21 protein-coding genes are annotated in these 19,699 nt (G+C 52.0%); 7 read left to right on the top strand and 14 right to left on the bottom strand.

Translation table 11 applies throughout. From position 1 onward, the window contains the following. Nucleotides 1-249: 249 nt before the first annotated feature. Nucleotides 250-1,911, top strand: coding sequence for a sensor histidine kinase DpiB (dpiB, locus tag NA389_RS07700; protein ID WP_000121808.1), 1,662 nt, complete (start codon nucleotides 250-252; stop codon nucleotides 1,909-1,911). Next, the gene (gene dpiA / locus NA389_RS07695) at nucleotides 1,880-2,560 is read left to right on the top strand and encodes a two-component response regulator DpiA (protein ID WP_000138778.1); all 681 of its coding nucleotides are present in this window, start codon (nucleotides 1,880-1,882) and stop codon (nucleotides 2,558-2,560) included. Before dpiB ends, dpiA begins: the two co-directional genes overlap by 32 nt. 53 nt (nucleotides 2,561-2,613) lie before the next feature. Here the strand turns inward: dpiA and dcuC are convergent, their stop codons facing one another. Then, the gene (gene dcuC, locus NA389_RS07690) at nucleotides 2,614-3,999 is read right to left on the bottom strand and encodes an anaerobic C4-dicarboxylate transporter DcuC (protein WP_000958619.1); all 1,386 of its coding nucleotides are present in this window, start codon (nucleotides 3,997-3,999) and stop codon (nucleotides 2,614-2,616) included. 378 nt (nucleotides 4,000-4,377) lie between these two features. Here dcuC and pagP point away from each other — a divergent pair, with 378 nt between their 5' ends. Both pagP and cspE read left to right on the top strand, forming a co-directional pair. Then, nucleotides 4,378-4,950, top strand: coding sequence for a lipid IV(A) palmitoyltransferase PagP (gene pagP, locus NA389_RS07685; protein ID WP_001623090.1), 573 nt, complete (start codon nucleotides 4,378-4,380; stop codon nucleotides 4,948-4,950). 187 nt (nucleotides 4,951-5,137) lie between these two features. Next, nucleotides 5,138-5,347, top strand: a complete 210-nt coding sequence (gene cspE, locus NA389_RS07680) for a transcription antiterminator/RNA stability regulator CspE (protein WP_000034826.1) — start codon at nucleotides 5,138-5,140, stop codon at nucleotides 5,345-5,347. 58 nt (nucleotides 5,348-5,405) lie between these two features. Here the strand turns inward: cspE and crcB are convergent, their stop codons facing one another. After that, a complete protein-coding gene (gene crcB, locus NA389_RS07675) occupies nucleotides 5,406-5,789 on the bottom strand; it encodes a fluoride efflux transporter CrcB (protein ID WP_000939753.1) in 384 nt (127 codons plus the stop codon). Between the two features lie 90 nt (nucleotides 5,790-5,879). Here crcB and NA389_RS07670 point away from each other — a divergent pair, with 90 nt between their 5' ends. Together NA389_RS07670 and tatE are read left to right on the top strand one after the other, a co-directional pair. Continuing rightward, nucleotides 5,880-6,668 carry a deaminated glutathione amidase gene (locus tag NA389_RS07670; protein ID WP_000495793.1) on the top strand — a complete coding sequence of 263 codons (789 nt, stop codon included), beginning with the start codon at nucleotides 5,880-5,882 and terminating at the stop codon, nucleotides 6,666-6,668. Between the two features lie 128 nt (nucleotides 6,669-6,796). Further along, complete coding sequence (gene tatE / locus NA389_RS07665; protein WP_000503938.1) at nucleotides 6,797-7,000, top strand: twin-arginine translocase subunit TatE; 204 nt, start codon at nucleotides 6,797-6,799, stop codon at nucleotides 6,998-7,000. Between the two features lie 85 nt (nucleotides 7,001-7,085). Here tatE and lipA read toward each other — a convergent pair whose 3' ends face one another. The 11 genes from lipA to NA389_RS07610 form a co-directional block, all read right to left on the bottom strand. Continuing rightward, the gene (lipA, locus tag NA389_RS07660; protein WP_000042640.1) at nucleotides 7,086-8,051 is read right to left on the bottom strand and encodes a lipoyl synthase; all 966 of its coding nucleotides are present in this window, start codon (nucleotides 8,049-8,051) and stop codon (nucleotides 7,086-7,088) included. A gap of 205 nt (nucleotides 8,052-8,256) precedes the next feature. Continuing rightward, nucleotides 8,257-9,210: a YbeF family transcriptional regulator gene (locus tag NA389_RS07655; RefSeq protein WP_001282817.1), complete on the bottom strand. Its 954-nt coding sequence runs from the start codon at nucleotides 9,208-9,210 to the stop codon at nucleotides 8,257-8,259. A 301-nt stretch (nucleotides 9,211-9,511) separates the two neighbouring features. Then, on the bottom strand, nucleotides 9,512-10,153 hold the full coding sequence (lipB, locus tag NA389_RS07650) for a lipoyl(octanoyl) transferase LipB (protein ID WP_000284011.1): 642 nt from the start codon (nucleotides 10,151-10,153) through the stop codon (nucleotides 9,512-9,514). A 99-nt stretch (nucleotides 10,154-10,252) separates the two neighbouring features. Then, a complete protein-coding gene (ybeD, locus tag NA389_RS07645; protein WP_000850547.1) occupies nucleotides 10,253-10,516 on the bottom strand; it encodes a DUF493 family protein YbeD in 264 nt (87 codons plus the stop codon). 107 nt (nucleotides 10,517-10,623) lie between these two features. After that, nucleotides 10,624-11,835, bottom strand: a complete 1,212-nt coding sequence (dacA, locus tag NA389_RS07640) for a D-alanyl-D-alanine carboxypeptidase DacA (protein ID WP_000858711.1) — start codon at nucleotides 11,833-11,835, stop codon at nucleotides 10,624-10,626. A gap of 139 nt (nucleotides 11,836-11,974) precedes the next feature. Further along, entirely contained in the window at nucleotides 11,975-13,108 is a 1,134-nt protein-coding gene (gene rlpA / locus NA389_RS07635; RefSeq protein WP_001231292.1) for an endolytic peptidoglycan transglycosylase RlpA, read from the bottom strand. A gap of 10 nt (nucleotides 13,109-13,118) precedes the next feature. Beyond that, nucleotides 13,119-14,231 (bottom strand): peptidoglycan glycosyltransferase MrdB, encoded by a 1,113-nt coding sequence (gene mrdB / locus NA389_RS07630; protein WP_000131713.1) that lies wholly within the window; start codon nucleotides 14,229-14,231, stop codon nucleotides 13,119-13,121. A gap of 2 nt (nucleotides 14,232-14,233) precedes the next feature. Then, on the bottom strand, nucleotides 14,234-16,135 hold the full coding sequence (gene mrdA / locus NA389_RS07625) for a peptidoglycan DD-transpeptidase MrdA (RefSeq protein ID WP_000828700.1): 1,902 nt from the start codon (nucleotides 16,133-16,135) through the stop codon (nucleotides 14,234-14,236). A gap of 30 nt (nucleotides 16,136-16,165) precedes the next feature. Then, the gene (gene rlmH, locus NA389_RS07620; RefSeq protein WP_000776106.1) at nucleotides 16,166-16,633 is read right to left on the bottom strand and encodes a 23S rRNA (pseudouridine(1915)-N(3))-methyltransferase RlmH; all 468 of its coding nucleotides are present in this window, start codon (nucleotides 16,631-16,633) and stop codon (nucleotides 16,166-16,168) included. Between the two features lie 3 nt (nucleotides 16,634-16,636). Next, entirely contained in the window at nucleotides 16,637-16,954 is a 318-nt protein-coding gene (gene rsfS / locus NA389_RS07615; protein WP_001161670.1) for a ribosome silencing factor, read from the bottom strand. A gap of 328 nt (nucleotides 16,955-17,282) precedes the next feature. Continuing rightward, a complete protein-coding gene (locus tag NA389_RS07610) occupies nucleotides 17,283-17,891 on the bottom strand; it encodes an adenosylcobalamin/alpha-ribazole phosphatase (protein WP_001241927.1) in 609 nt (202 codons plus the stop codon). 96 nt (nucleotides 17,892-17,987) lie between these two features. Between NA389_RS07610 and cobD the strand changes: the two genes are divergently transcribed. Continuing rightward, the gene (cobD, locus tag NA389_RS07605; protein ID WP_001173259.1) at nucleotides 17,988-19,082 is read left to right on the top strand and encodes a threonine-phosphate decarboxylase CobD; all 1,095 of its coding nucleotides are present in this window, start codon (nucleotides 17,988-17,990) and stop codon (nucleotides 19,080-19,082) included. On the opposite strand, the gene nadD is transcribed toward cobD, so the two are convergent. Continuing rightward, complete coding sequence (gene nadD / locus NA389_RS07600; RefSeq protein WP_023972009.1) at nucleotides 19,057-19,698, bottom strand: nicotinate-nucleotide adenylyltransferase; 642 nt, start codon at nucleotides 19,696-19,698, stop codon at nucleotides 19,057-19,059. The two genes, cobD and nadD, sit on opposite strands and share 26 nt — an antisense overlap. Nucleotide 19,699 lies beyond the last annotated feature (1 nt).

Raw genomic sequence — 19,699 nt, 5'->3', positions numbered from 1 at the left:
TATACATCGTAAGGAGTATTTTGGTGGTAAATTTTGATTTATTTCACAAAGCGTTAGATGGTTTTTAAGTGTTTTATGGTTTTAAGTTTTTTAATTAATTTAATCGCCATTCCGGCGATGGGTTTTAGTTGTTTAATTGATTTAATGTGGGGAATCTGTAACGATTGGTTTTTATAGGCTTCAAGATGCTCAAAACATTTTTATTACATTTGCGATAAATCTGCAGAGAAATACCCATAAGGAACCTTAATGTCCTATCAGAAAAATAAAAAGCTGTTTCCTTTTTTTCGGCAACTCGCGTTTCCGTTACGTATTTTTCTGCTCATTCTGGTGGTTTCTGTTTTCATCGTGGCAGCGTTAGCACAATATTTGTCTGCCAGTTTCGAAGATTATCTGGCGTCCCATGTTCGTGATATGGCGATGAATCAGGCAAAAATTATTGCTTCTAACGACAGCATTATCGCCGCCGTAAAAAACCGGGACTATAAACGCCTGGCGATAATTGCGAATAAACTGCAGCGCGGGACGGATTTTGACTATGTGGTGATAGGCGATCGCCACTCGATCCGGCTTTACCATCCGAATCCGGAAAAAATCGGCTATCCCATGCAGTTTACGAAACCCGGCGCGTTGGAAAGAGGAGAAAGTTATTTCATTACCGGTAAGGGCTCAATAGGGATGGCGATGCGCGCCAAAACGCCTATCTTTGACAACGAAGGCAACGTGATCGGCGTTGTTTCAATTGGCTATCTGGTCAGTAAAATCGACTCCTGGCGGCTGGACTTCTTATTACCGATGGCGGGGGTTTTTGTCCTGTTGCTGTTGGTATTAATGCTGCTTTCCTGGTTTTTCGCCGCGCATATCCGCCGACAAATGCTGGGCATGGAGCCGAAACAGATTGCGCGCGTGGTACGCCAGCAGGAGGCGTTGTTTAGCTCGGTTTATGAAGGGCTGATCGCCGTTGATCCGGAGGGACATATCACCGCGATTAACCGCAATGCGAGAAAAATGTTGGGGCTGCCGTCGCCGGGGCGTCAGTGGCTGGGCAAGCTGATAGCGGAAGTCGTCAATCCGGCAGACTTTTTTACCTGCCAGATCGCAGAAAGACGCCAGGACGTGATGGCCAACTTCAATGGCCTGAGCGTCATCGCCAATCGTGAAACTATCCGTTCCGGCGAGGAGTTGCTGGGCGCTATTATTAGTTTTCGCAGCAAAGATGAAATCGCGACGTTGAACGCGCAGCTAACCCAGATTAAACAGTATGTTGAGAGCCTGCGCACGCTACGCCATGAGCACCTGAACTGGATGTCGACTCTGAACGGCCTGCTGCAAATGAAGGAGTATGATCGGGTCAGAGAGATGGTGCAGGGTGAGTCGCAGGCGCAGCAGCAACTTATTGATAGTTTACGCGGCGCCTTCGCCGATCGTCAGGTGGCCGGTTTGCTGTTTGGCAAAGTTCAGCGCGCGCGTGAACTGGGGCTCAAGATGGTGATTGTTCCCGGCAGCCAGCTACATCAACTGCCGGAGGGGCTGGATAGCACGGAGTTCGCCGCCATCGTCGGGAATCTGCTGGATAACGCGTTTGAGGCGAGTTTACGTACACAGGAAGGCGACAATACCATCGAACTTTTCCTGAGCGACGAGGGCGACGAGGTGGTGATAGAGGTCGCCGACCAGGGCTGCGGCGTTCCTGAAGCGCTGCGGGAAAAAATTTTTGAGCAGGGCGTAAGTACCCGAACCGACGAACCCGGTGAGCATGGTATCGGGTTATATCTGATTGCAAGTTATGTGGGGCGCTGTGGCGGGGTCATTACGCTGGAAGACAATGATCCTTGTGGCACCTTATTTTCTTTATTCCTTCCGAAAGTGAAAAAAAACGATGACAGAACCATTAACCCTATTGATCGTTGAGGATGAAACGCTGCTGGCGGAGATGCACGCAGAATATATCCGCCATATTCCTGGCTTTAAGCAGATATGGCTGGCGGGCAATCTGGCGCAGGCGAGAATGATGATTGACCGGTTCAAACCTGGATTAATTCTGTTGGATAATTATCTGCCGGATGGGAAGGGGATTACGCTGCTGCATGAATTAATGCAGTCGCGCTATCCCGGCGGCGTCGTGTTTACGACCGCCGCCAGTGACATGGAGACGGTAGCGGAAGCGGTACGTAGCGGCGCGTTTGATTATCTGGTCAAACCTATTGCTTATGAACGTTTGGGACAGACGCTGACCCGCTATCAACAGCGCAGACGTATGCTGGCGAGCGCGGATAGCGCAAGCCAGAAGCAGATAGATGAAATGTTCAACGCCTATGCGCGCGGCGAACCGAAAGGGGATTTGCCGACCGGTATTGATGCCTTAACCCTTAATGCGGTGATGAAGCTGTTTGCCGATCCAACCGTACGCCACACGGCTGAAACGGTCGCGCAGGCCTTAACAATAAGCCGCACCACATCCCGACGCTACCTGGAATATTGCGCGAGTCAGCACCTGATTGTCGCAGAGATTATTCATGGCAAAGTGGGCAGGCCGCAGCGTATTTACCACGGCGGCTAAGCTTGGTTTAAGATGCCGGGGCGACGTTTTCCCTCGCCCCGGCTTACCGGCTATCAGCCGCCAGTAACGGCGGAAGAGGCGCCTGGCACCATAATTTCCGTGGCGATAATGACGATCAACAGACCGACGATGACCGGAACGGACGTGCGCTTCACCACTTCAAACGGTGATATTTTAGCCATCCCGGCGACAGCGACCACCACGCCGGAGACCGGCGAAATCGTGCGCCCCAGGTTTGAGGCTTGCAGCATTGGGATGGATAAATAGGCTGGGTTGATGCCGGAGGAGTGCGCCAATTTAGGGATCATCTCAACAAAGGCGTAAAAAGGCGCATTGCCTGAACCGGTGGTCATCGCGGCCAGCATGGTTAAAATCACTAATACCAGCATCAGAATAATGCTGGCGGAGCCAAAAGAAGTGGCAATCGAGATCAGACTTTGGATAAAGCCAATGGTGCTCAGCCCCTGGGCGAAAACGCCCGCCGCGACCAGCAGCATCACGACGCCGGCAAACGCATCCGCCATGCCGCGATAAGCCACTTCCAGGCCGGAAAACACATTTTGCGTGTTGAAGCCGCGCACGAATTCCAGCACGGCGGCCAGCAGCATACAGATCACCAGGATGGTAATAATGTGCAACTGCGGCCCCCATTTACCGTCAAAAATCAGTACGCCGATAATGGGCGTGAACGGCAAAAGGGCATAAAACGCCGGGGCCGTGGTGGTAATCTCCGCAACGTCCAGCATCTCATGTGAAATGTTCTCTTTTTTATCCAGATAGCGTTGCCAGAAAAAGTGCGCAATCGCCATACCGATAATTGCGGCGATGGAAATCGGCAGCGTGGTTTTGAACGCGAAATCGATTAACGGCATCTCCGCCGCTTTTGCGGCTAAAACCACATCGCCAGACGTTGGCGAGAGGATGATGGCGGCCGGAGAGGCGCAAATAGCCGCCGCCGCGCCGCGGCTAATGCCGACGTTGACCATCACCGGGAAGAGAGTAGCCATGAGCAGTACGCCAAGCCCCGTCGCGGAAGAGACGGCCAGCGACATCAGGCAGGCGACAAAATAGGCGGCAATCATCAACAGGTAGGGCGAGTTTATGTACTGTAAAGGTTTCGACGCCAGCTTCACGACCATATCATTCGCGCCGATATGCGTCATATAAGCGGCAAAGCCGCACAGCATCATGATCATCATGCCAAGATCGCCGCCGCGACTCATGAGCAAAATTTTGATGTATTCAACAATATCTGTTGCGGTATAGCCGGTACTGGTTTCGCTGGCAGGTAATACCTTATGCCCCATCAGTGCGCTGATAATAAGCAGAACCAGACCGCCGACAAATAAAACGCCAGTGGCGGAATATCCCTTAATGATGTAGCGCGCTACACCCACAATAACGACGACTCCGATAAGGAGCTCTATAACTGTTAGCATTGTTTCCCCTGTCTTATCGACACCCAGAGTAAAAATAAGAACCACAAAAGTGGTATAAAAATGTACCGAATAAAGGATGGCGCCTTACTGATTAAAATCACGGCGCGGTTATTTTTTCATGTCATCGCTAAAGATGAAATATGCTTATACGAATTTTCTGTAGCGCTATAAGTATTAATTTATTGTTATTTTATTGTTTTGTTTGTTGTGCTTTGTTTTGTGTTTTTTGTGAAAACTTAGTAAGGAGAGCGCGACGGTTCTGAGTGCTAAATCAAACGCCGTTAACCCGATACTTTCTCAGATTATTCTCTGTTTATAGTCTGTTAAGATTTTATTCAGGTTAATGTTGTTATTATCACGGTCGAATTTTTGAACGGTATGGCTGTTGTGATGATTATCAGAAAGTATTTTCTTATTATTGCTCTCCTTGTTATGCCATGGCTGGCTATTCCTTCAGTCTCTGCGGCGGATAAAGGGTGGTTTAACACGTTTACCGATAACGTCGCAGAAACGTGGCGACAGCCTGAGCATTATGATTTGTATGTCCCCGCCATTACCTGGCATGCGCGCTTTGCCTACGATAAAGAGAAAACGGATCGCTATAACGAGCGGCCGTGGGGCGTTGGTTTTGGTCAGTCGCGCTGGGACGACAAAGGCAACTGGCATGGCCTCTATATGATGGCCTTTAAAGATTCATTTAACAAATGGGAACCCATAGGCGGTTATGGCTGGGAAAAAACCTGGCGACCGCTGGAAGACGATAATTTTCGTCTGGGACTGGGCTTTACCGCAGGCGTTACCGCGCGCGACAACTGGAATTATATTCCCATCCCTGTACTGTTGCCTTTAGCGTCGATAGGCTATGGTCCCGCTACCTTTCAGATGACCTACATTCCGGGTTCGTATAACAACGGAAACGTCTATTTCGCCTGGATGCGTTTCCAGTTTTGACGGGGAAGGGCATTCTTCAGTTGTGAATAAAAAAGACTTAAAAAACAATAAGTAGACAGGGTTAGCTAAAAATTAACGCGATATTTATCACTTTTTCGCAAAGTTCGACTGGACAAAATGCATCACAATTGTTGTACTGGTATCCGACACAGCATTTGTGTCTATTTTTCATGTAAAGGTAATTTTGATGTCTAAGATTAAAGGTAACGTTAAGTGGTTTAATGAATCCAAAGGATTCGGTTTCATTACTCCGGAAGATGGCAGCAAAGACGTGTTCGTACACTTCTCTGCAATCCAGACCAATGGTTTTAAAACTCTGGCTGAAGGTCAGCGCGTAGAGTTCGAAATCACTAACGGTGCCAAAGGCCCTTCCGCTGCAAACGTAACTGCTCTGTAAGCATACGTCCGACAGCAAGATTTCAAAACCCGCCCTTTCGGCGGGTTTTTTTTTGCGCTTAACGCGCCGCTGCGGCGGAAAATAGCCAGAATGCCAGCGCTGTCATGGCAAACGAACCCAACAGGTTAATCAGCACATTCAGCAGCGCCCAGCCAAAGCGCCCCTCTTGCAGCAAGAATACCACTTCAGCAGAAAAAGTAGAAAAGGTCGTCAGGCCGCCGCAAAAGCCGGTCGTAATGAGCACTTTCCACATCGGATCGATATGTGTCATGCGGTTAAACCAGGCGAACCCCATGCCGATAATAAACGCGCCAAGCAAATTTGCTGTTAGCGTACCGATGGGAATCGCCTGATGAAGCGGATTAAAACGCATACTTAGCATCCACCGGGCTACGCTCCCCGTTCCACCGCCGATAAAAACTGCTAAAAGAAGCTGTAACACTGCCGAATCCTTTATTTAATTGCTATACAGGAGGAGTGTAACGCCGAACACGCATAATTGGCGAGTCCTGACAGAGGTGTGGGAGGGGATATGTTCGTTGCAGCCGGGCAGTTTGTGGTGAGTTCTGTATGGGAAAAGAATGCGCAAGTTTGCGTTTCGTTAATGGCTCAGGCGGCGGGCCGCGGCGTATCGCTTCTGGTGCTGCCTGAGGGGATATTAGCGCGAGATGACATCGACCTTGACCTGCCGATTCGCGCCGCGCAGCCGCTGGATGGCGCGTTTATGACGCGGCTTCAGGAAGAAAGCGCTCATAATAATATGACGACGATATTCACTATCCTTGTCCCGTCAACGCCTGGACGGGCGGTTAATATGCTGGTGGCGCTACGGGCAGGTCACATTGTCGCGCGTTACGCGAAGCTGCATCTCTATGATGCGTTTTCGATGCAAGAATCCCAAAGTATTGATGCCGGAACCGCTATCGCGCCTGTGCTGGACGTGGAGGGGGTTAAGGTGGGGCTTATGACCTGTTATGACCTGCGCTTTCCTGACATGGCGCTAGCGCTGGCTTTACAGGGGGCTGACGTATTGGCGCTGCCGACGGGCTGGGTTCGCGGCCCGTTGAAAGAGCAGCAGTGGTCGACGCTGCTGGCGGCGAGAGCGCTGGATACCACCTGCTATATGATTGCGGCCGGGGAGTGTGGTAATCGTAATATTGGTCAAAGTCGTATTATCGATCCGTTGGGGGTAACGATAGCCGCAGCAGCCGATCGTCCGGCGCTGATCGTCGCGGAAATATTCAGAGAACGAATAGACCAGGTGCGGGAGCAACTTCCTCTTTTGCAGCAACGACGATTTGCGCCACCGCAATTATTATGATGTTTTTTTACGCAAAGCTTGATTCACCTTGTTACAGATTGCTATTGTGTGCGCGCGTCGAAAGACCGTTAATATTCTCAGGTTAATCCGGCGCGTTACGCAGCCTGTTTTTAGTGAAGAAGGTATCTATGGGTGAGATTAGTATTACCAAACTGCTGGTGGTTGCCGCACTGGTTGTTCTGCTGTTTGGTACCAAGAAGTTACGTACGCTGGGCGGAGACCTGGGCACGGCGATTAAAGGATTCAAGAAAGCAATGAACGATGAAGACGCGGGCGTTAAGAAAGACGTCGACGGTAGCGTTCAGGCTGAAAAACTCTCGCACAAAGAGTAATAGCGCGATGCGCTTGCTCCGCAGAGTAAAAAAACCGGCAAGTTGCCGGTTTTTTTTGCCTGAAATGTAAGCGTCTATTACACGATCATTTCACTTCCATGCCTTTGGCCTGGAGATCAGCATGGTACGAAGAACGTACAAAGGGGCCACAGGCGGCATGGGTAAAGCCCATCGCCAGGGCTTCCGCTTTCATCTCGTCAAACTCTTCCGGGCTGACATAACGCTGTACCGGCAGGTGATGGCGGCTTGGCTGTAGATACTGACCAAGCGTCAGCATGGTAACGCCGTGACGGCGTAAGTCGCGCATAACCTCAATGATTTCCGCATTGGTTTCGCCTAAGCCCACCATCAGACCCGATTTTGTCGGAATTTCCGGGTGCGCTTCTTTGAAGCGTTCCAGTAATTTCAGCGACCAGTTGTAATCGGCGCCCGGACGAACCTGGCGGTAAATACGCGGCACGTTTTCCAGGTTGTGGTTAAACACATCCGGCGGCGTCGCGTTAAGAATATCCAGCGCGCGATCCATACGTCCACGGAAGTCTGGCACCAGGGTCTCTATTTTTATCTCCGGGCTTTTGGCACGGATAGCGGTGATGCAGTCAGCAAAATGCTGGGCGCCGCCGTCACGCAGATCGTCACGGTCGACAGAGGTGATGACCACATAGCGTAGCGCCATGTCGGCGATCGTTTGCGCCAGTTTCTGCGGCTCTTCCGCATCCGGCGCAACGGGGCGGCCATGGGCGACATCACAGAACGGACAGCGGCGAGTGCAAATGGCGCCAAGGATCATAAACGTAGCGGTGCCGTGGTTGAAACATTCAGCCAGGTTTGGGCAAGACGCTTCCTCGCAGACAGAATGCAGGCCATTTTTGCGCATTGCGGCTTTGATGCCCTGGATACGGGTAGAATCCGCCGGAAGTTTTATTTTCATCCATTCCGGTTTACGTAGTAGAGCGTCGCGCTCTGTGACCACATTTTTAACCGGGATAAGAGCCATCTTATCGGCATCGCGGTATTTTACACCGCGTTCCATCACAATGGGTTTACTCATAGCGTGCGTGTTCCAGTTGCGAATAACGAAGGAAAGCGTTTCAATTCAAGGGAAAGTTGTATTTATCAACTATTTTTGAATTTGTGACACGCAGTATATCATTGATAAGGGCCATAAAGCAGCCTGACAGCCCGGCAAAATGTAAAATAGTTGTTGTTTTGTGCTGTTTGCCCATATCTTCCGTGACCTGAATGCAACATTTTTGTCAGAACGCCTCACGAATGATATCAATGACGTTCTCCAGCACCGGATCGCGCAGACTCAGTTTATTGTAATGCAGCGAGAACTCGACCTGTTCACTATTCACCGGCGCGTAGGGAAGGCGTTCAAGCGGCCAGCAGCGGCTAAATAAGTCGTAGAAGCGGGTGGGCATCAGTCCCAGCAGATCGCTGCTGGCGATCAGCGAGGCAATGGTAAAAATATTGTAGCTGCTAAAACTGATTTGCTGATCGGGAAATGTCTCCTGCAGTCGCTGGCGCAGTAGGGAAAGATGTTGTCCCTCCAGCATCAGAAAGGTGTGATCCGCGCTGTTCAGTCTCTCTTCAGTAATGGCGTTCGCCAGACATGGGTGATGCTGGCGGCAGACAATCTCAAGCGTATCGCTAAACAGGACGTGATGCTGGATGCTCCGGTTGTTATAGCTATGGGTATTGATAATGAGATCGGTCTGAAACTGACTAAGCTGGCTTTCGGCATCGTCTACCGGAATGTTGCGCAGCAAAAGCTGAGGATAACGCGGCCTGATGGCCTGGTAAATAATCGGCATCACTAGCGCGCCGACCGAAGGCGTCGTGCCAATTGTAATGGTACGCTGCTTATCGTAGCTGCCCGTAAGATCCAAGGCGCCAAGAATAGATTCCAGCCCCTGGCTGATGTATTCGTGCAGATGCGTAGCATACGTCGTGGGCGTTACGCCCTGGCCTTTGCGAATAAACAGCGGATCGGGAAATATAGTCCGTAATTTTTGAATGGACTGGCTGATGGCTGACGGCGTCAGGTTAAGAATTTTCGCGGCATTGACGATCCCTTTATGGACATATACGGCCTCGAAAATCGTCAACAGATTGAGGTCAATATTTCTCAGTGTTCTGAAAATTTGCGGTTTGTCTTGTAGATGTTGATCGGCCGGTTGTCTTTCTGCCTGATTATTATCACTCACGCTCTGGCTCCGAATTCATTCGTATTATGAATAATAGATGAAATAGTATATTTTGCATTTATGAGTTGGTTTTAAAATTACTCTTATGAATGTATTTTAAGTCATTTCAATAAGATAAGTAACAGCAAGGCCGGGATTTTGTTCACGGAAAATTCCTCATCATGAGGACTGAAGAGGCCATGCCGCCTGGCGGCTACAGCAGGGATATAACGAAAATATAGAAAGCGGGGGGAGAAGTAAAGCATTCAAATCATATATGATTAATGACCCATAAATTTCTTGGGCCATTATATTTTACGCATTAAGCAGCAATATATTCATACGATGGATTATTTAGCAGAGCTAAAATATTCGCCAGCAAGCGGGGCGCAATATTATCCGTGGTAGCGTCTTCTTTCCACTGTGTTATTTTGGCCATTTCCATGCCGGCATAACCACACGGGTTGATGCGCAGGAAAGGAGAAAGATCCATGTTAACGTTTAGCGCTAAACCGTGGAATGAGCAGCCGCGACGGATACGTAAACCCAGCGAGCAGATTTTCTTTTCACCCACATAGACGCCCGGCGCATCGGCGCGCGGATGCGCCTCAATACCAATTTCAGCCAGCGTATTCACCACGGTCTGTTCAAGTAGGGTGACTAAATCACGCACGCCCAGTTTACGTCGTTTCAGGTTAAGTAAAACGTACATTACCTGTTGGCCCGGACCATGATAGGTCACCTGTCCTCCACGATCGCTCTGCACAACGGGAATATCGCCAGGCATCAATATATGTTCCGCTTTACCGGCCTGGCCCTGGGTAAACACCGGGTAATGCTCAACCAACCAGATTTCATCATGGCTGTTTTCATCGCGCATATCGGTAAAGTTATGCATGGCCTGAGAGATAGCTTCATAGGGCTGAAGGCCGAGCTGGCGGACAAGGATTTTATCCTGATACAAAACGGCATCTCCGTAGAGAATGAAAAAAGAGAGGAAAGTATATCACAGCGGGGGAGGCGGGGAGTTACCCGGATAAGACCGGGTAACCGTCTGGATGTATTACAATACCATTCGCACGATATCAATATTGCCCAGTTCTTCGTACAGCGTTTCAACCTGTTCAATATGGGTGGCATTAATGGTGATAGAGACCGAGTGGTAGTTGCCTTTGCTGCTCGGTTTTACCGTCGGAGAGTAATCACCAGGCGCATGGCGCTGTACCACTTCAACCACCTGATCAACCAGCTCAGGTAACGCCTGCCCCATTACTTTGTAAGTAAATGGCGTAGGGAATTCAAGCAGTTCGTTAAGTTTGGTTTTCATGTCAGCTCCGGCATTACGTAAAAAAATAACAACTCCCGCCACAAGGCGGGAGTTTTACTGATGCATAGTATATGGGGACGAAAATCACACTTTCAAGCGTTCAATTTTTATCCAAACCAGTGATGGAACATTAATTTAATGTAATCAATGATTTTACCGAAGAAGTTCCCTTCCGGGATCTCTTGCAGTACGACCAGCGGACGCTGCTCGATGGTTTTACCGTCCAGCTGGAAGTTGATGGTGCCGACCACCTGGTTTTTCTGCAGCGGCGCGTGCAGTTCTGCGGTATTCAGTACATAGCTCGCTTTCAAATCTTTCATGCGACCGCGAGGGATCGTCAGGTAAACGTCTTTATCGACGCCCAGCGAGGCGCGATCGGTATTACCAAACCAGGCGGGTTCAGAGGCGAACTCTTTACCAGCCTTCAGCGGATTAACGGTTTCAAAGAAACGGAAGCCCCACGTCAGCAGTTTTTTGCTTTCTGTTTCACGGCCTTTATAGGTCCGTCCGCCCATCACGGCGGAAATCAATCGCATCTGGCCTTCGGTTGCGGAAGCGACCAGATTATAGCCCGCTTTGCTGGTATGGCCGGTTTTGATGCCGTCCACATTCAGGCTGTTATCCCACAGCAGACCGTTACGGTTTAACTGGCGAATGCCGTTAAAGGTGAACTCTTTTTCTTTATAAACGGCATATTCGTTAGGCACATCGCGAATTAACGCCTGACCAATCAGCGCCATATCGCGAGCTGAACTGTATTGTCCGTCGGCGTCCAGGCCGTGTACGGTCTGGAAGTGGGTATTTTTCAGCCCCAACGCGTTCACATAGCTATTCATCAGCCCGACGAAAGCATCCTGGCTACCGGCGGCGAAATCAGCCATTGCCACACAGGCATCATTGCCGGATTGCAGATTGATGCCGCGTATCAACTGAGAGACCGGTACCTGCATTCCCGGCTTGAGGAACATCAGCGAGGAGCCTTTAAATACCGGATTGCCGGTGGCCCAGGCGTCATTACCGACGGTAACCAGGTCGGTTTCTTTAAATTTACCCGCTTTCATTGCCTGTCCGATGACGTAACTGGTCATCATCTTCGTCAGACTCGCCGGGTCGCGACGTTCGTCGGCGTTTTGTTCCGCCAGAACTTTACCGGAGTTGTAGTCGATCAGGATGTAGGATTCCGCATCGATCTGCGGAACACCCGGGATCATAGTTTTGATATTCAGGTCATCGGCATGTGCGGTTGAGATAAACGCGGCACAAAGCGCCGTGGTGAGCGCCATGCGCTGCATAAAACGAGCGGAAAAAGTGGTCTTCATGGTCTGAACTACGACGTCCGTGATGAAATTAAAAAAAGAGCCCTACTATAGCAAAAGCATAACTGGCAGGCATCTGACTTTCCGCGTGACTTTGTTAATGTCATTTACAGAAATTGACAGTACAGATACCTGCGATCGGTTACTGCGCGCTGGCGATAAAGGACTGTAATTGTGCTTCTGTTTGCAAACGTTGCTGTAACGCGCTGGCTTCGGCTTTACTGGCAAAAGGCCCCAGTTGAATACGCCAGACCGCGCCGTTTTGTATTACGCGTCCTGGTACGCTGAACTGCTGGCTTAAACGCTGTTGGTACTGCTGCGCACGCGTTTGATCGCTGACGGCGCCGACCTGGACGACGAAACGACCGCTCGCCGCGGCGGCAGGCGCGCTCACCGGGGCAGATACCGGGGCTGCGGCGGCAGGCGCGCTCACCGGCGTCGCAGTCGCTGGAGCCGTCACTGGCGCGGAAACCGGCGCTGGCTGTGGCGCCGGCGTCGGTTCATTACTCTCCAGCACGCCAGGCGCCAGCGTGGTCGGCGCGCCGAGGAAGCCGCTGCTGCTCACTGGCGCGCCAGTGGTATCGTCACTTTTCAACGTGGCATTGCTGACCGGAAGAACGTCGCCTTGCGGTTGCGCAGGCGCTGAAGAGGCGCTTCCCATTCCGCCGCTTAAATCAGGGCGCGGGGGCAGAGCGTAGGTCTGTTTCGCCACCGTCGTACAGGCCATCCCCGGGCCGGAGAGCGAACCATCCGGCGCTACGATAATGGGGTCAATCCGTACTTTAGTATTATTCGAGGTATTCAGACGATCCGCCGCCGCGCGGGACAGGGAGATGACCCGATCGGTGCCATAGGGGCCGCGATCGTTAATACGCACGACGATCATGCGACCGTTGGCCAGATTGGTGATTCGCGCATAGCTGGGGATAGGCAGTGTCGGATGGGCGGCGGTAAGCTGCATCGGATCGAACATCTCCCCGGAGGCGGTTAAATTACTGCCGGGTTCCGCATCATAAATAGCGGCCAGGCCAGCCTGGCTAAAGCGGGACGGGTCCTGAACGATTTTATAACTTTTACCGTCACGCTGATAATCCTGGTTTGCGGTCGGATTCAGAGGTTCATAACGCGGTTCCGCTCCGCTGATTTCCACAGTCGGACCATTACATACCGCAGGTTGCGGCGCGACGGTGGTTTGCTGCTGACCGCCGTCATTAGTACATGCCGCGAGTAGTACTATCCCTGCCGCGACGCAGATTACAGGCAACTGCTTACGCATTGCGCACCCCTTATACGCTTTTCGACAACATTTTTCTGTGGGTGTGGATCGACATCACAATCCCGAACCCGGCCATCAGCACAATCAGTGCGGAGCCCCCGTAGCTGACCAGGGGTAAAGGTACTCCAACCACAGGCAGAATACCGCTCACCATACCAATATTTACGAAGACATAAACGAATAATATTAACATTAATCCGCCAGCCATCACGCGACCAAATGTAGTTTGCGCTCTGGCGGCAATCCACAGACCGCGCATTATCAGCAAAATATAGAGCGCGAGCAGAATCAGGATGCCCACCAGACCGAGCTCTTCCGCCAGTACCGCGAAGATAAAGTCGGTATGGCGTTCGGGTAAAAACTCCAGCTGCGACTGGGTGCCGTGGAGCCAGCCTTTACCGCGCAGGCCGCCTGAGCCAATGGCGATTTTAGACTGAATAATATGATAGCCCGCGCCCAGCGGATCGGTCTCCGGATCAAGGAGCATCATGACGCGCTGGCGTTGGTAATCGTGCATCAGGAAAAACCACAAAATAGGAATAAATGCAGCGATCAATACAATGGCGACCCCAATTAAGCGCCAGCTCAGACCAGACAAAAATAGGACAAAGAGACCGGAAAGGGCGACCAGAATAGACGTCCCCAGGTCCGGCTGGGCGGCGACCAGCAGGGTAGGCATAAAGATTAATACCAGGGCGATGGCGGTATTTTTCAGCGAGGGCGGGCAGACGTCACGGTTAATAAAGCGGGCGACCATCAGCGGCACGGCGATTTTGGCTATTTCCGAAGGCTGAAAGCGAACGATTCCCAGATCGAGCCAGCGCTGCGCGCCTTTGGATATTGCACCAAAGGCATCAACGGCGACCAGCAAAATGATACAAATGATATAGAGATAGGGCGCCCAGCCTTCATACACGCGCGGCGGGATCTGCGCCATCACCACCATAACCACCAGCCCCATCGCAATCTGACCGATTTTACGCTCCATCATGCCGATGTCCTGGCCGCTGGCGCTCCAGATGACCAATGCGCTGTAAACCAGTAACGCCAGCAGAATAAGTAACATCGTGGGATCGATATGAATTTTATCCCAGAAGGTTTTTTTGTTCGGATTATCCGTCATGATTATTGGTCCTCCGCCGCTGCAACCACCGGGTTTTCCGCAGGCAAATGGGTGTTGTTGTCGCCCAGCATGATGTGATCAAGGATTTGGCGCATGATCGTGCCTACTGCCGGGCCTGCGCCGCCGTTTTCAAGGATGATCGCGACGGCGACCTGGGGATTGTTATACGGCGCAAAGGCGGTCATTAATTTATGGTCACGCAGGCGCTCGGCGATTTTATGCGCATTGTACGTTTCGTTGGCTTTCAGGCCAAAGACCTGCGCGGTGCCCGACTTCGCCGCGATTTTATAGGGCGCGCTGGCAAAATATTTATGTGCCGTGCCGTTAGGGCGGTTGGCAACGCCATACATGCCATCTTTCGCAATTTCCCAGTAGCCGGAGTGAATATCGCCCACCGGCGGCTCATGCGGCTGTACCCACGGCACCTGTTTACCGTTTTCCGCGGTGCTCATTAACAGGTGCGGGACTTTAACTACACCGTCGTTAATAAGGATCATCAGCGCCTTACTCATCTGAATCGGCGTTGCCGTCCAGTAGCCCTGGCCGATGCCCACCGGAATCGTATCGCCCTGATACCACGGTTTTTTAAAGCGTTTCTGTTTCCACTCGCGGGTCGGCATATTACCAGAGCGCTCTTCTGCGAGATCAATTCCCGTATAGTGCCCATAGCCAAACTTACCCATCCATTCTGACAGGCGGTCGATTCCCATGTCATAGGCCACCTGATAGAAGAAGGTATCCGCCGACTCTTCAAGGGATTTGGTGATATTCAGATGCCCGTGGCCCCATTTTTTCCAGTCGCGGTAGCGTTTCTCAGACCCCGGCAACTGCCACCAGCCAGGGTCGAAAAGACTGGTGTTACGGGTGATGACGCCAGCGCTTAACGCCGATACGGCGACGTAAGGCTTAACGGTAGAAGCGGGTGGGTAGACACCCTGAGTCGCGCGGTTCACTAATGGCGTGTTCGGGTCGTTAAGCAGCCCGGAGTAATCTTTGCTGGAGATGCCATCCACGAAAAGGTTAGGGTCGTAACTTGGCATGGAGACCAGCGATAGCACGCCGCCGGTACGCGGATCGGTGACAATCACCGCCGCGCGACTGCCTGCCAGCAGCGTTTCAATATACTGCTGGAGCTTGAGATCCAGCGTCAGGTAGATATCGTGTCCGGCCTGCGGCGGCACCTCTTTGAGCTGGCGAATGACGCGGCCGCGGTTGTTGACTTCAACCTCTTCATAACCGGTTTGCCCATGCAGAATATCTTCATAGTAGCGCTCAATGCCCAGCTTGCCGATGTCATGGGTGGCGGCGTAGTTTGCCAGTTTGTTTTCTCTGTCGAGACGCTCGACGTCTTTATCATTGATTTTCGATACGTAGCCGATAACGTGGGTCAGCGCCGATCCGTATGGATAATAGCGGCGTTTATAGCCTTTGACTTCAACGCCCGGAAAACGGTACTGGTTGACGGCAAAGCGCGCGACCTGAACTTCCGTCAGGTTTGTTTTCACCGGAATAGAAGTAAAGCGATGGGATCGGGCGCGCTCTTTTTTAAAGGCGGCGATATCGTCGTCGTTTAAATCGACCACACTGCGTAGCGCATCCAGCGTTTGCTGAACGTTATCCACCTTTTCCGGCATCATTTCAATCTGATAGATAGTGCGGTTCAGCGCAAGGGGAATGCCGTTACGGTCGTAGATTATCCCGCGGCTTGGCGCAATTGGCACCAGCTTGATACGGTTTTCGTTCGAGCGGGTCTGGTAATCGGTAAAACGAAGGATTTGCAGATTATACAAATTGGCGATCAGTACGCCGGTCAGCAGCAAAATACCCAAAAAGGCGACCAGCGCCCGACGCACAAACAGTGCGGACTCAGCCGTATAGTCACGAAAAGAATTTTGTCGTTTCATCCGCTGCTTAATCTTCTCAAGACTTCACGATCACTCACGGTGATAAGGGTGGTTGGTTGTGATGCTCCACGCCCGGTACAAACTCTCCGCAACCAGAATCCGAACCAGCGGGTGAGGGAGCGTTAACGCCGAGAGCGACCAGCTCTGTTCCGCTGCCGCTTTGCAGGCGGGAGATAATCCTTCCGGGCCGCCAATCAGCAAACTGACGTCGCGCCCGTCCTGTTTCCAGCGCTCCAGCTCATTGGCTAACTGCGGCGTATCCCACGGCTTGCCTGGAATATCCAGGGTAACAATGCGATTCTTACCGGCGGCGGCCAGCATCTGCTCGCCCTCTTTGTCGAGAATGCGTTTGATATCCGCGTTCTTGCCGCGTTTGCCCGCAGGGATTTCGATCAGCTCAAAGGGCATATCTTTCGGAAAACGACGCAGATATTCCGTAAATCCCGTTTGAACCCAGTCGGGCATCTTCGTGCCGACAGCGACAAGTTGCAGCTTCACGCATTAACTCCAGAGTTTTTCCAGTTCATACAGGCGGCGACTTTCTTCCTGCATGACATGCACAATCACATCGCCCAGATCGACGACAATCCAGTCAGCCGCATTTTCGCCTTCGACGCCCAACGGCAGCATACCGGCCGCGCGCGACGACTGCACCACGTGGTCGGCAATAGACATAACGTGACGGCTGGAGGTGCCGGTACAAATAATCATACAGTCGGTGATACTGGATTTACCCTGAACATCTAAGGCGATGATGTCCTGACCTTTCAGGTCATCAATTTTGTCGATAACAAAATCCTGGAGTGCTTTACCCTGCAAGTTTTCCCCCTGGGTGAATAATTGCGTTATAACGATAGAAAAAAGGCCAACAGGCTGGACCGGTAAGGCGTTGCGAGTTAACGCTAACCTTCCGGCGGGACGCCGTGTAGTATACCTGAATCAGCGGCGATACCGGGACTTATGTCGCCGGATCGGCGTTTAAAACCAGATTATCATCCCATCCCACGTCACAGAAAGCATCGCCATTTTTGTAAAACAATTTCTGCAAAGCTCTGCAAGGTGAAAAAAGCCTGACTGCGGAGAATAACAGCCTGTCGGGGGCTGTCAATGGGCGAAACCGCTGCGGCGAGAAAAAACGGAAAATTCATCACTCAGGCCGCCAGACGGCACGACTATTTAATACTTTCAGGGTGGCGAACCCTTCGCACAGGTCGATTGCGCTCCAGCATCCCTGTTCTACCCGGAAATGCCATAGCGAGGCGGCGGGCATCGCGAGCAGACGGGCAATCAACAGGCTGAGTACGCCCTGATGGCTGACGATCAGCAGGTTCTGACAATCGCTAAACGCGTCGAGTCGCGAGATAAAGCGCTCTACGCGCCGGGTAAAAGCCTGAAAACCCTCGCCATTGGTCGGAACCGCATTCTGCCAGTCCGTACACCAGGCGGCATAGCTTTCGGCATCTTCATGGGTGAGGTCGCGGTGATGGCGCATTTCCCAGTCGCCGAAGTACATCTCATTAAGCTCAGGTAAGATGTGTTGCGGCGTATCCCGGCCCTCCAGTACGAGCCGGGCGGTATGGCGCGCGCGCTCCAGCTCGCTGCATAACATCCTGTCAAATGGCGCGTGGCGCAATAAAGTATGTAGCGTTTTCGCCTGGCCAATCCCTTTTTTCGTTAACGGCGTGGGAGCATGTCCGCTATACAACCCGGCGACATTGGCCTCGGTTTCGCCATGACGCACCAGCCACAATCGCATGGTATTCCTCATGAGGTTAAATGCGCAAAACATGATAATGCCCCTGATTGCGCAACGTTTTTTTCACTAAAATAGCATTTTTTGGCCGGAGGCATAATGGCGTTATTCAACAGCGCGCATGGCGGTAATATTCGGGAAGCCGCGACGGTGTTGGGCATCTCGCCTGACCAGTTACTGGATTTTAGCGCAAACATTAATCCGCTGGGTATGCCTGTCAGCGTGAAACGCGCGCTTATCGACAATCTGGACTGCATTGAGCGCTACCCGGACGCCGATTATTTTCATTTGCACCAGGCGCTGGCGCGTCATCATCAGGTGCCGGCATCGTGGATACTGGCGGGAAATGGCGAGACGGAGTCAATCTTTACCGTGGCGAGCGGTCTTAAACCGCGTCGTGCAATGATTGTCACGCCAGGTTTCGCGGAGTATGGCCGGGCGCTGGCGCAAAGTGGCTGTGAAATTCGTCGTTGGTCTCTACGCGAAGCGGATGGCTGGCAGCTTACCGATGCCATTCTTGAGGCGTTGACGCCCGATCTGGACTGCCTGTTTCTGTGTACGCCCAATAATCCTACCGGCCTGCTGCCGGAGCGGCAGTTATTACAGGCCATTGCCGATCGCTGCAAATCGCTGAACATTAACCTGATCCTGGATGAAGCGTTTATCGATTTTATTCCGCATGAGGCGGGCTTTATTCCTGCTCTTAAAGATAATCCACATATCTGGGTGCTGCGTTCGCTGACCAAATTTTATGCCATTCCCGGCCTGCGGTTGGGATATCTCGTCAACAGCGATGACGCGGCGGTGGCGCGGATGCGTCGCCAACAAATGCCGTGGTCGGTTAACGCGCTGGCGGCGCTTGCCGGTGAGGTAGCGTTACAGGATAGCGCCTGGCAACAGGCGACCTGGCATTGGTTACGGGAGGAGGGCGCCCGGTTTTATCAGGCGCTTTGTCAGCTCCCCCTGCTGACGGTCTATCCCGGGCGGGCAAACTATCTGTTGTTACGCTGTGAGCGAGAGGATATTGACCTGCAGCGACGGTTGCTGACGCAGCGGATTTTAATCCGTAGCTGCGCTAACTACCCGGGGCTGGACAGCCGCTATTATCGTGTGGCGATACGCAGCGCTGCGCAAAACGAGCGTCTGCTGTCGGCGCTGCGCAATGTGCTTACCGGTATAACCCCTGCTGATTGATGTAGTTCAGCACGTTTTCCGGCAACAGATCGTCGCAGGATTCGCCTTTTTCCAGCCGTTCGCGGATGAGGGTTGCGGAGATATTAAGCCAGGGCGTTTCCGCCAGGTAAATTTTACCGGCTGGCAACTGGTGCAGATCGTCCGGCGTATGGGTCAGATGCTGTTCCAGCCACTGCTGGTGTTGCGCCTGCGTCATTTCAAGGGGATAGCCCGGACGACGACAAACGATCAGGTGAGTGTTATCGAGGATGGTGTCGTAATCATGCCAGGAGGGGAAGTTAAGCAGCGAATCCTGGCCGATAATAAACGCCAGCGGCGCTTCGGGGCCCTGTTCTTCGCGCCATGCTTTCAGCGTTTGCGCAGTGTAAGAGGGCGCGTTTCGCTGTAGCTCGCGTTCATCCAGCGTAAAAAGCGGCTTATCGGCGATAGCCAGCTCCAGCATATATTTACGCTGCGCGCTGGAGGCTTCCGGCTGGGGGCGATGCGGCGGCACATTGTTAGGCATAATAATCACCCGCGATAAGCCGATCAGATTCGCCAGCGTTTCAACAGGTTTAAGATGTCCATAATGCACCGGATCAAAGGTGCCGCCGAATAAAGCCTGTAACGATTTCATA

The organism is Salmonella sp. NW645 (assembly GCF_051703725.1).
Lineage (GTDB): Bacteria > Pseudomonadota > Gammaproteobacteria > Enterobacterales > Enterobacteriaceae > Salmonella > Salmonella enterica.
Note: the sequence above shows the minus strand (reverse complement) of the source record. Positions and strands in the feature narration are given on the sequence as shown.

Excerpts from the sequence above, each read along its gene's own strand:
- dpiB (WP_000121808.1), top strand. The coding sequence starts at position 250 with ATGTCCTATCAGAAAAATAAAAAGCTGTTTCCTTTTTTTCGGCAACTC.
- dpiA (WP_000138778.1), top strand. The coding sequence starts at position 1,880 with ATGACAGAACCATTAACCCTATTGATCGTTGAGGATGAAACGCTGCTG.
- dcuC (WP_000958619.1), bottom strand. The coding sequence starts at position 3,999 with ATGCTAACAGTTATAGAGCTCCTTATCGGAGTCGTCGTTATTGTGGGT.
- pagP (WP_001623090.1), top strand. The coding sequence starts at position 4,378 with ATGGCTGTTGTGATGATTATCAGAAAGTATTTTCTTATTATTGCTCTC.
- cspE (WP_000034826.1), top strand. The coding sequence starts at position 5,138 with ATGTCTAAGATTAAAGGTAACGTTAAGTGGTTTAATGAATCCAAAGGA.
- NA389_RS07670 (WP_000495793.1), top strand. The coding sequence starts at position 5,880 with ATGTTCGTTGCAGCCGGGCAGTTTGTGGTGAGTTCTGTATGGGAAAAG.
- tatE (WP_000503938.1), top strand. The coding sequence starts at position 6,797 with ATGGGTGAGATTAGTATTACCAAACTGCTGGTGGTTGCCGCACTGGTT.
- lipA (WP_000042640.1), bottom strand. The coding sequence starts at position 8,051 with ATGAGTAAACCCATTGTGATGGAACGCGGTGTAAAATACCGCGATGCC.
- ybeD (WP_000850547.1), bottom strand. The coding sequence starts at position 10,516 with ATGAAAACCAAACTTAACGAACTGCTTGAATTCCCTACGCCATTTACT.
- dacA (WP_000858711.1), bottom strand. The coding sequence starts at position 11,835 with ATGAAGACCACTTTTTCCGCTCGTTTTATGCAGCGCATGGCGCTCACC.
- rlpA (WP_001231292.1), bottom strand. The coding sequence starts at position 13,108 with ATGCGTAAGCAGTTGCCTGTAATCTGCGTCGCGGCAGGGATAGTACTA.
- mrdB (WP_000131713.1), bottom strand. The coding sequence starts at position 14,231 with ATGACGGATAATCCGAACAAAAAAACCTTCTGGGATAAAATTCATATC.
- mrdA (WP_000828700.1), bottom strand. The coding sequence starts at position 16,135 with ATGAAACGACAAAATTCTTTTCGTGACTATACGGCTGAGTCCGCACTG.
- NA389_RS07610 (WP_001241927.1), bottom strand. The coding sequence starts at position 17,891 with ATGCGATTGTGGCTGGTGCGTCATGGCGAAACCGAGGCCAATGTCGCC.
- cobD (WP_001173259.1), top strand. The coding sequence starts at position 17,988 with ATGGCGTTATTCAACAGCGCGCATGGCGGTAATATTCGGGAAGCCGCG.
- nadD (WP_023972009.1), bottom strand. The coding sequence starts at position 19,698 with ATGAAATCGTTACAGGCTTTATTCGGCGGCACCTTTGATCCGGTGCAT.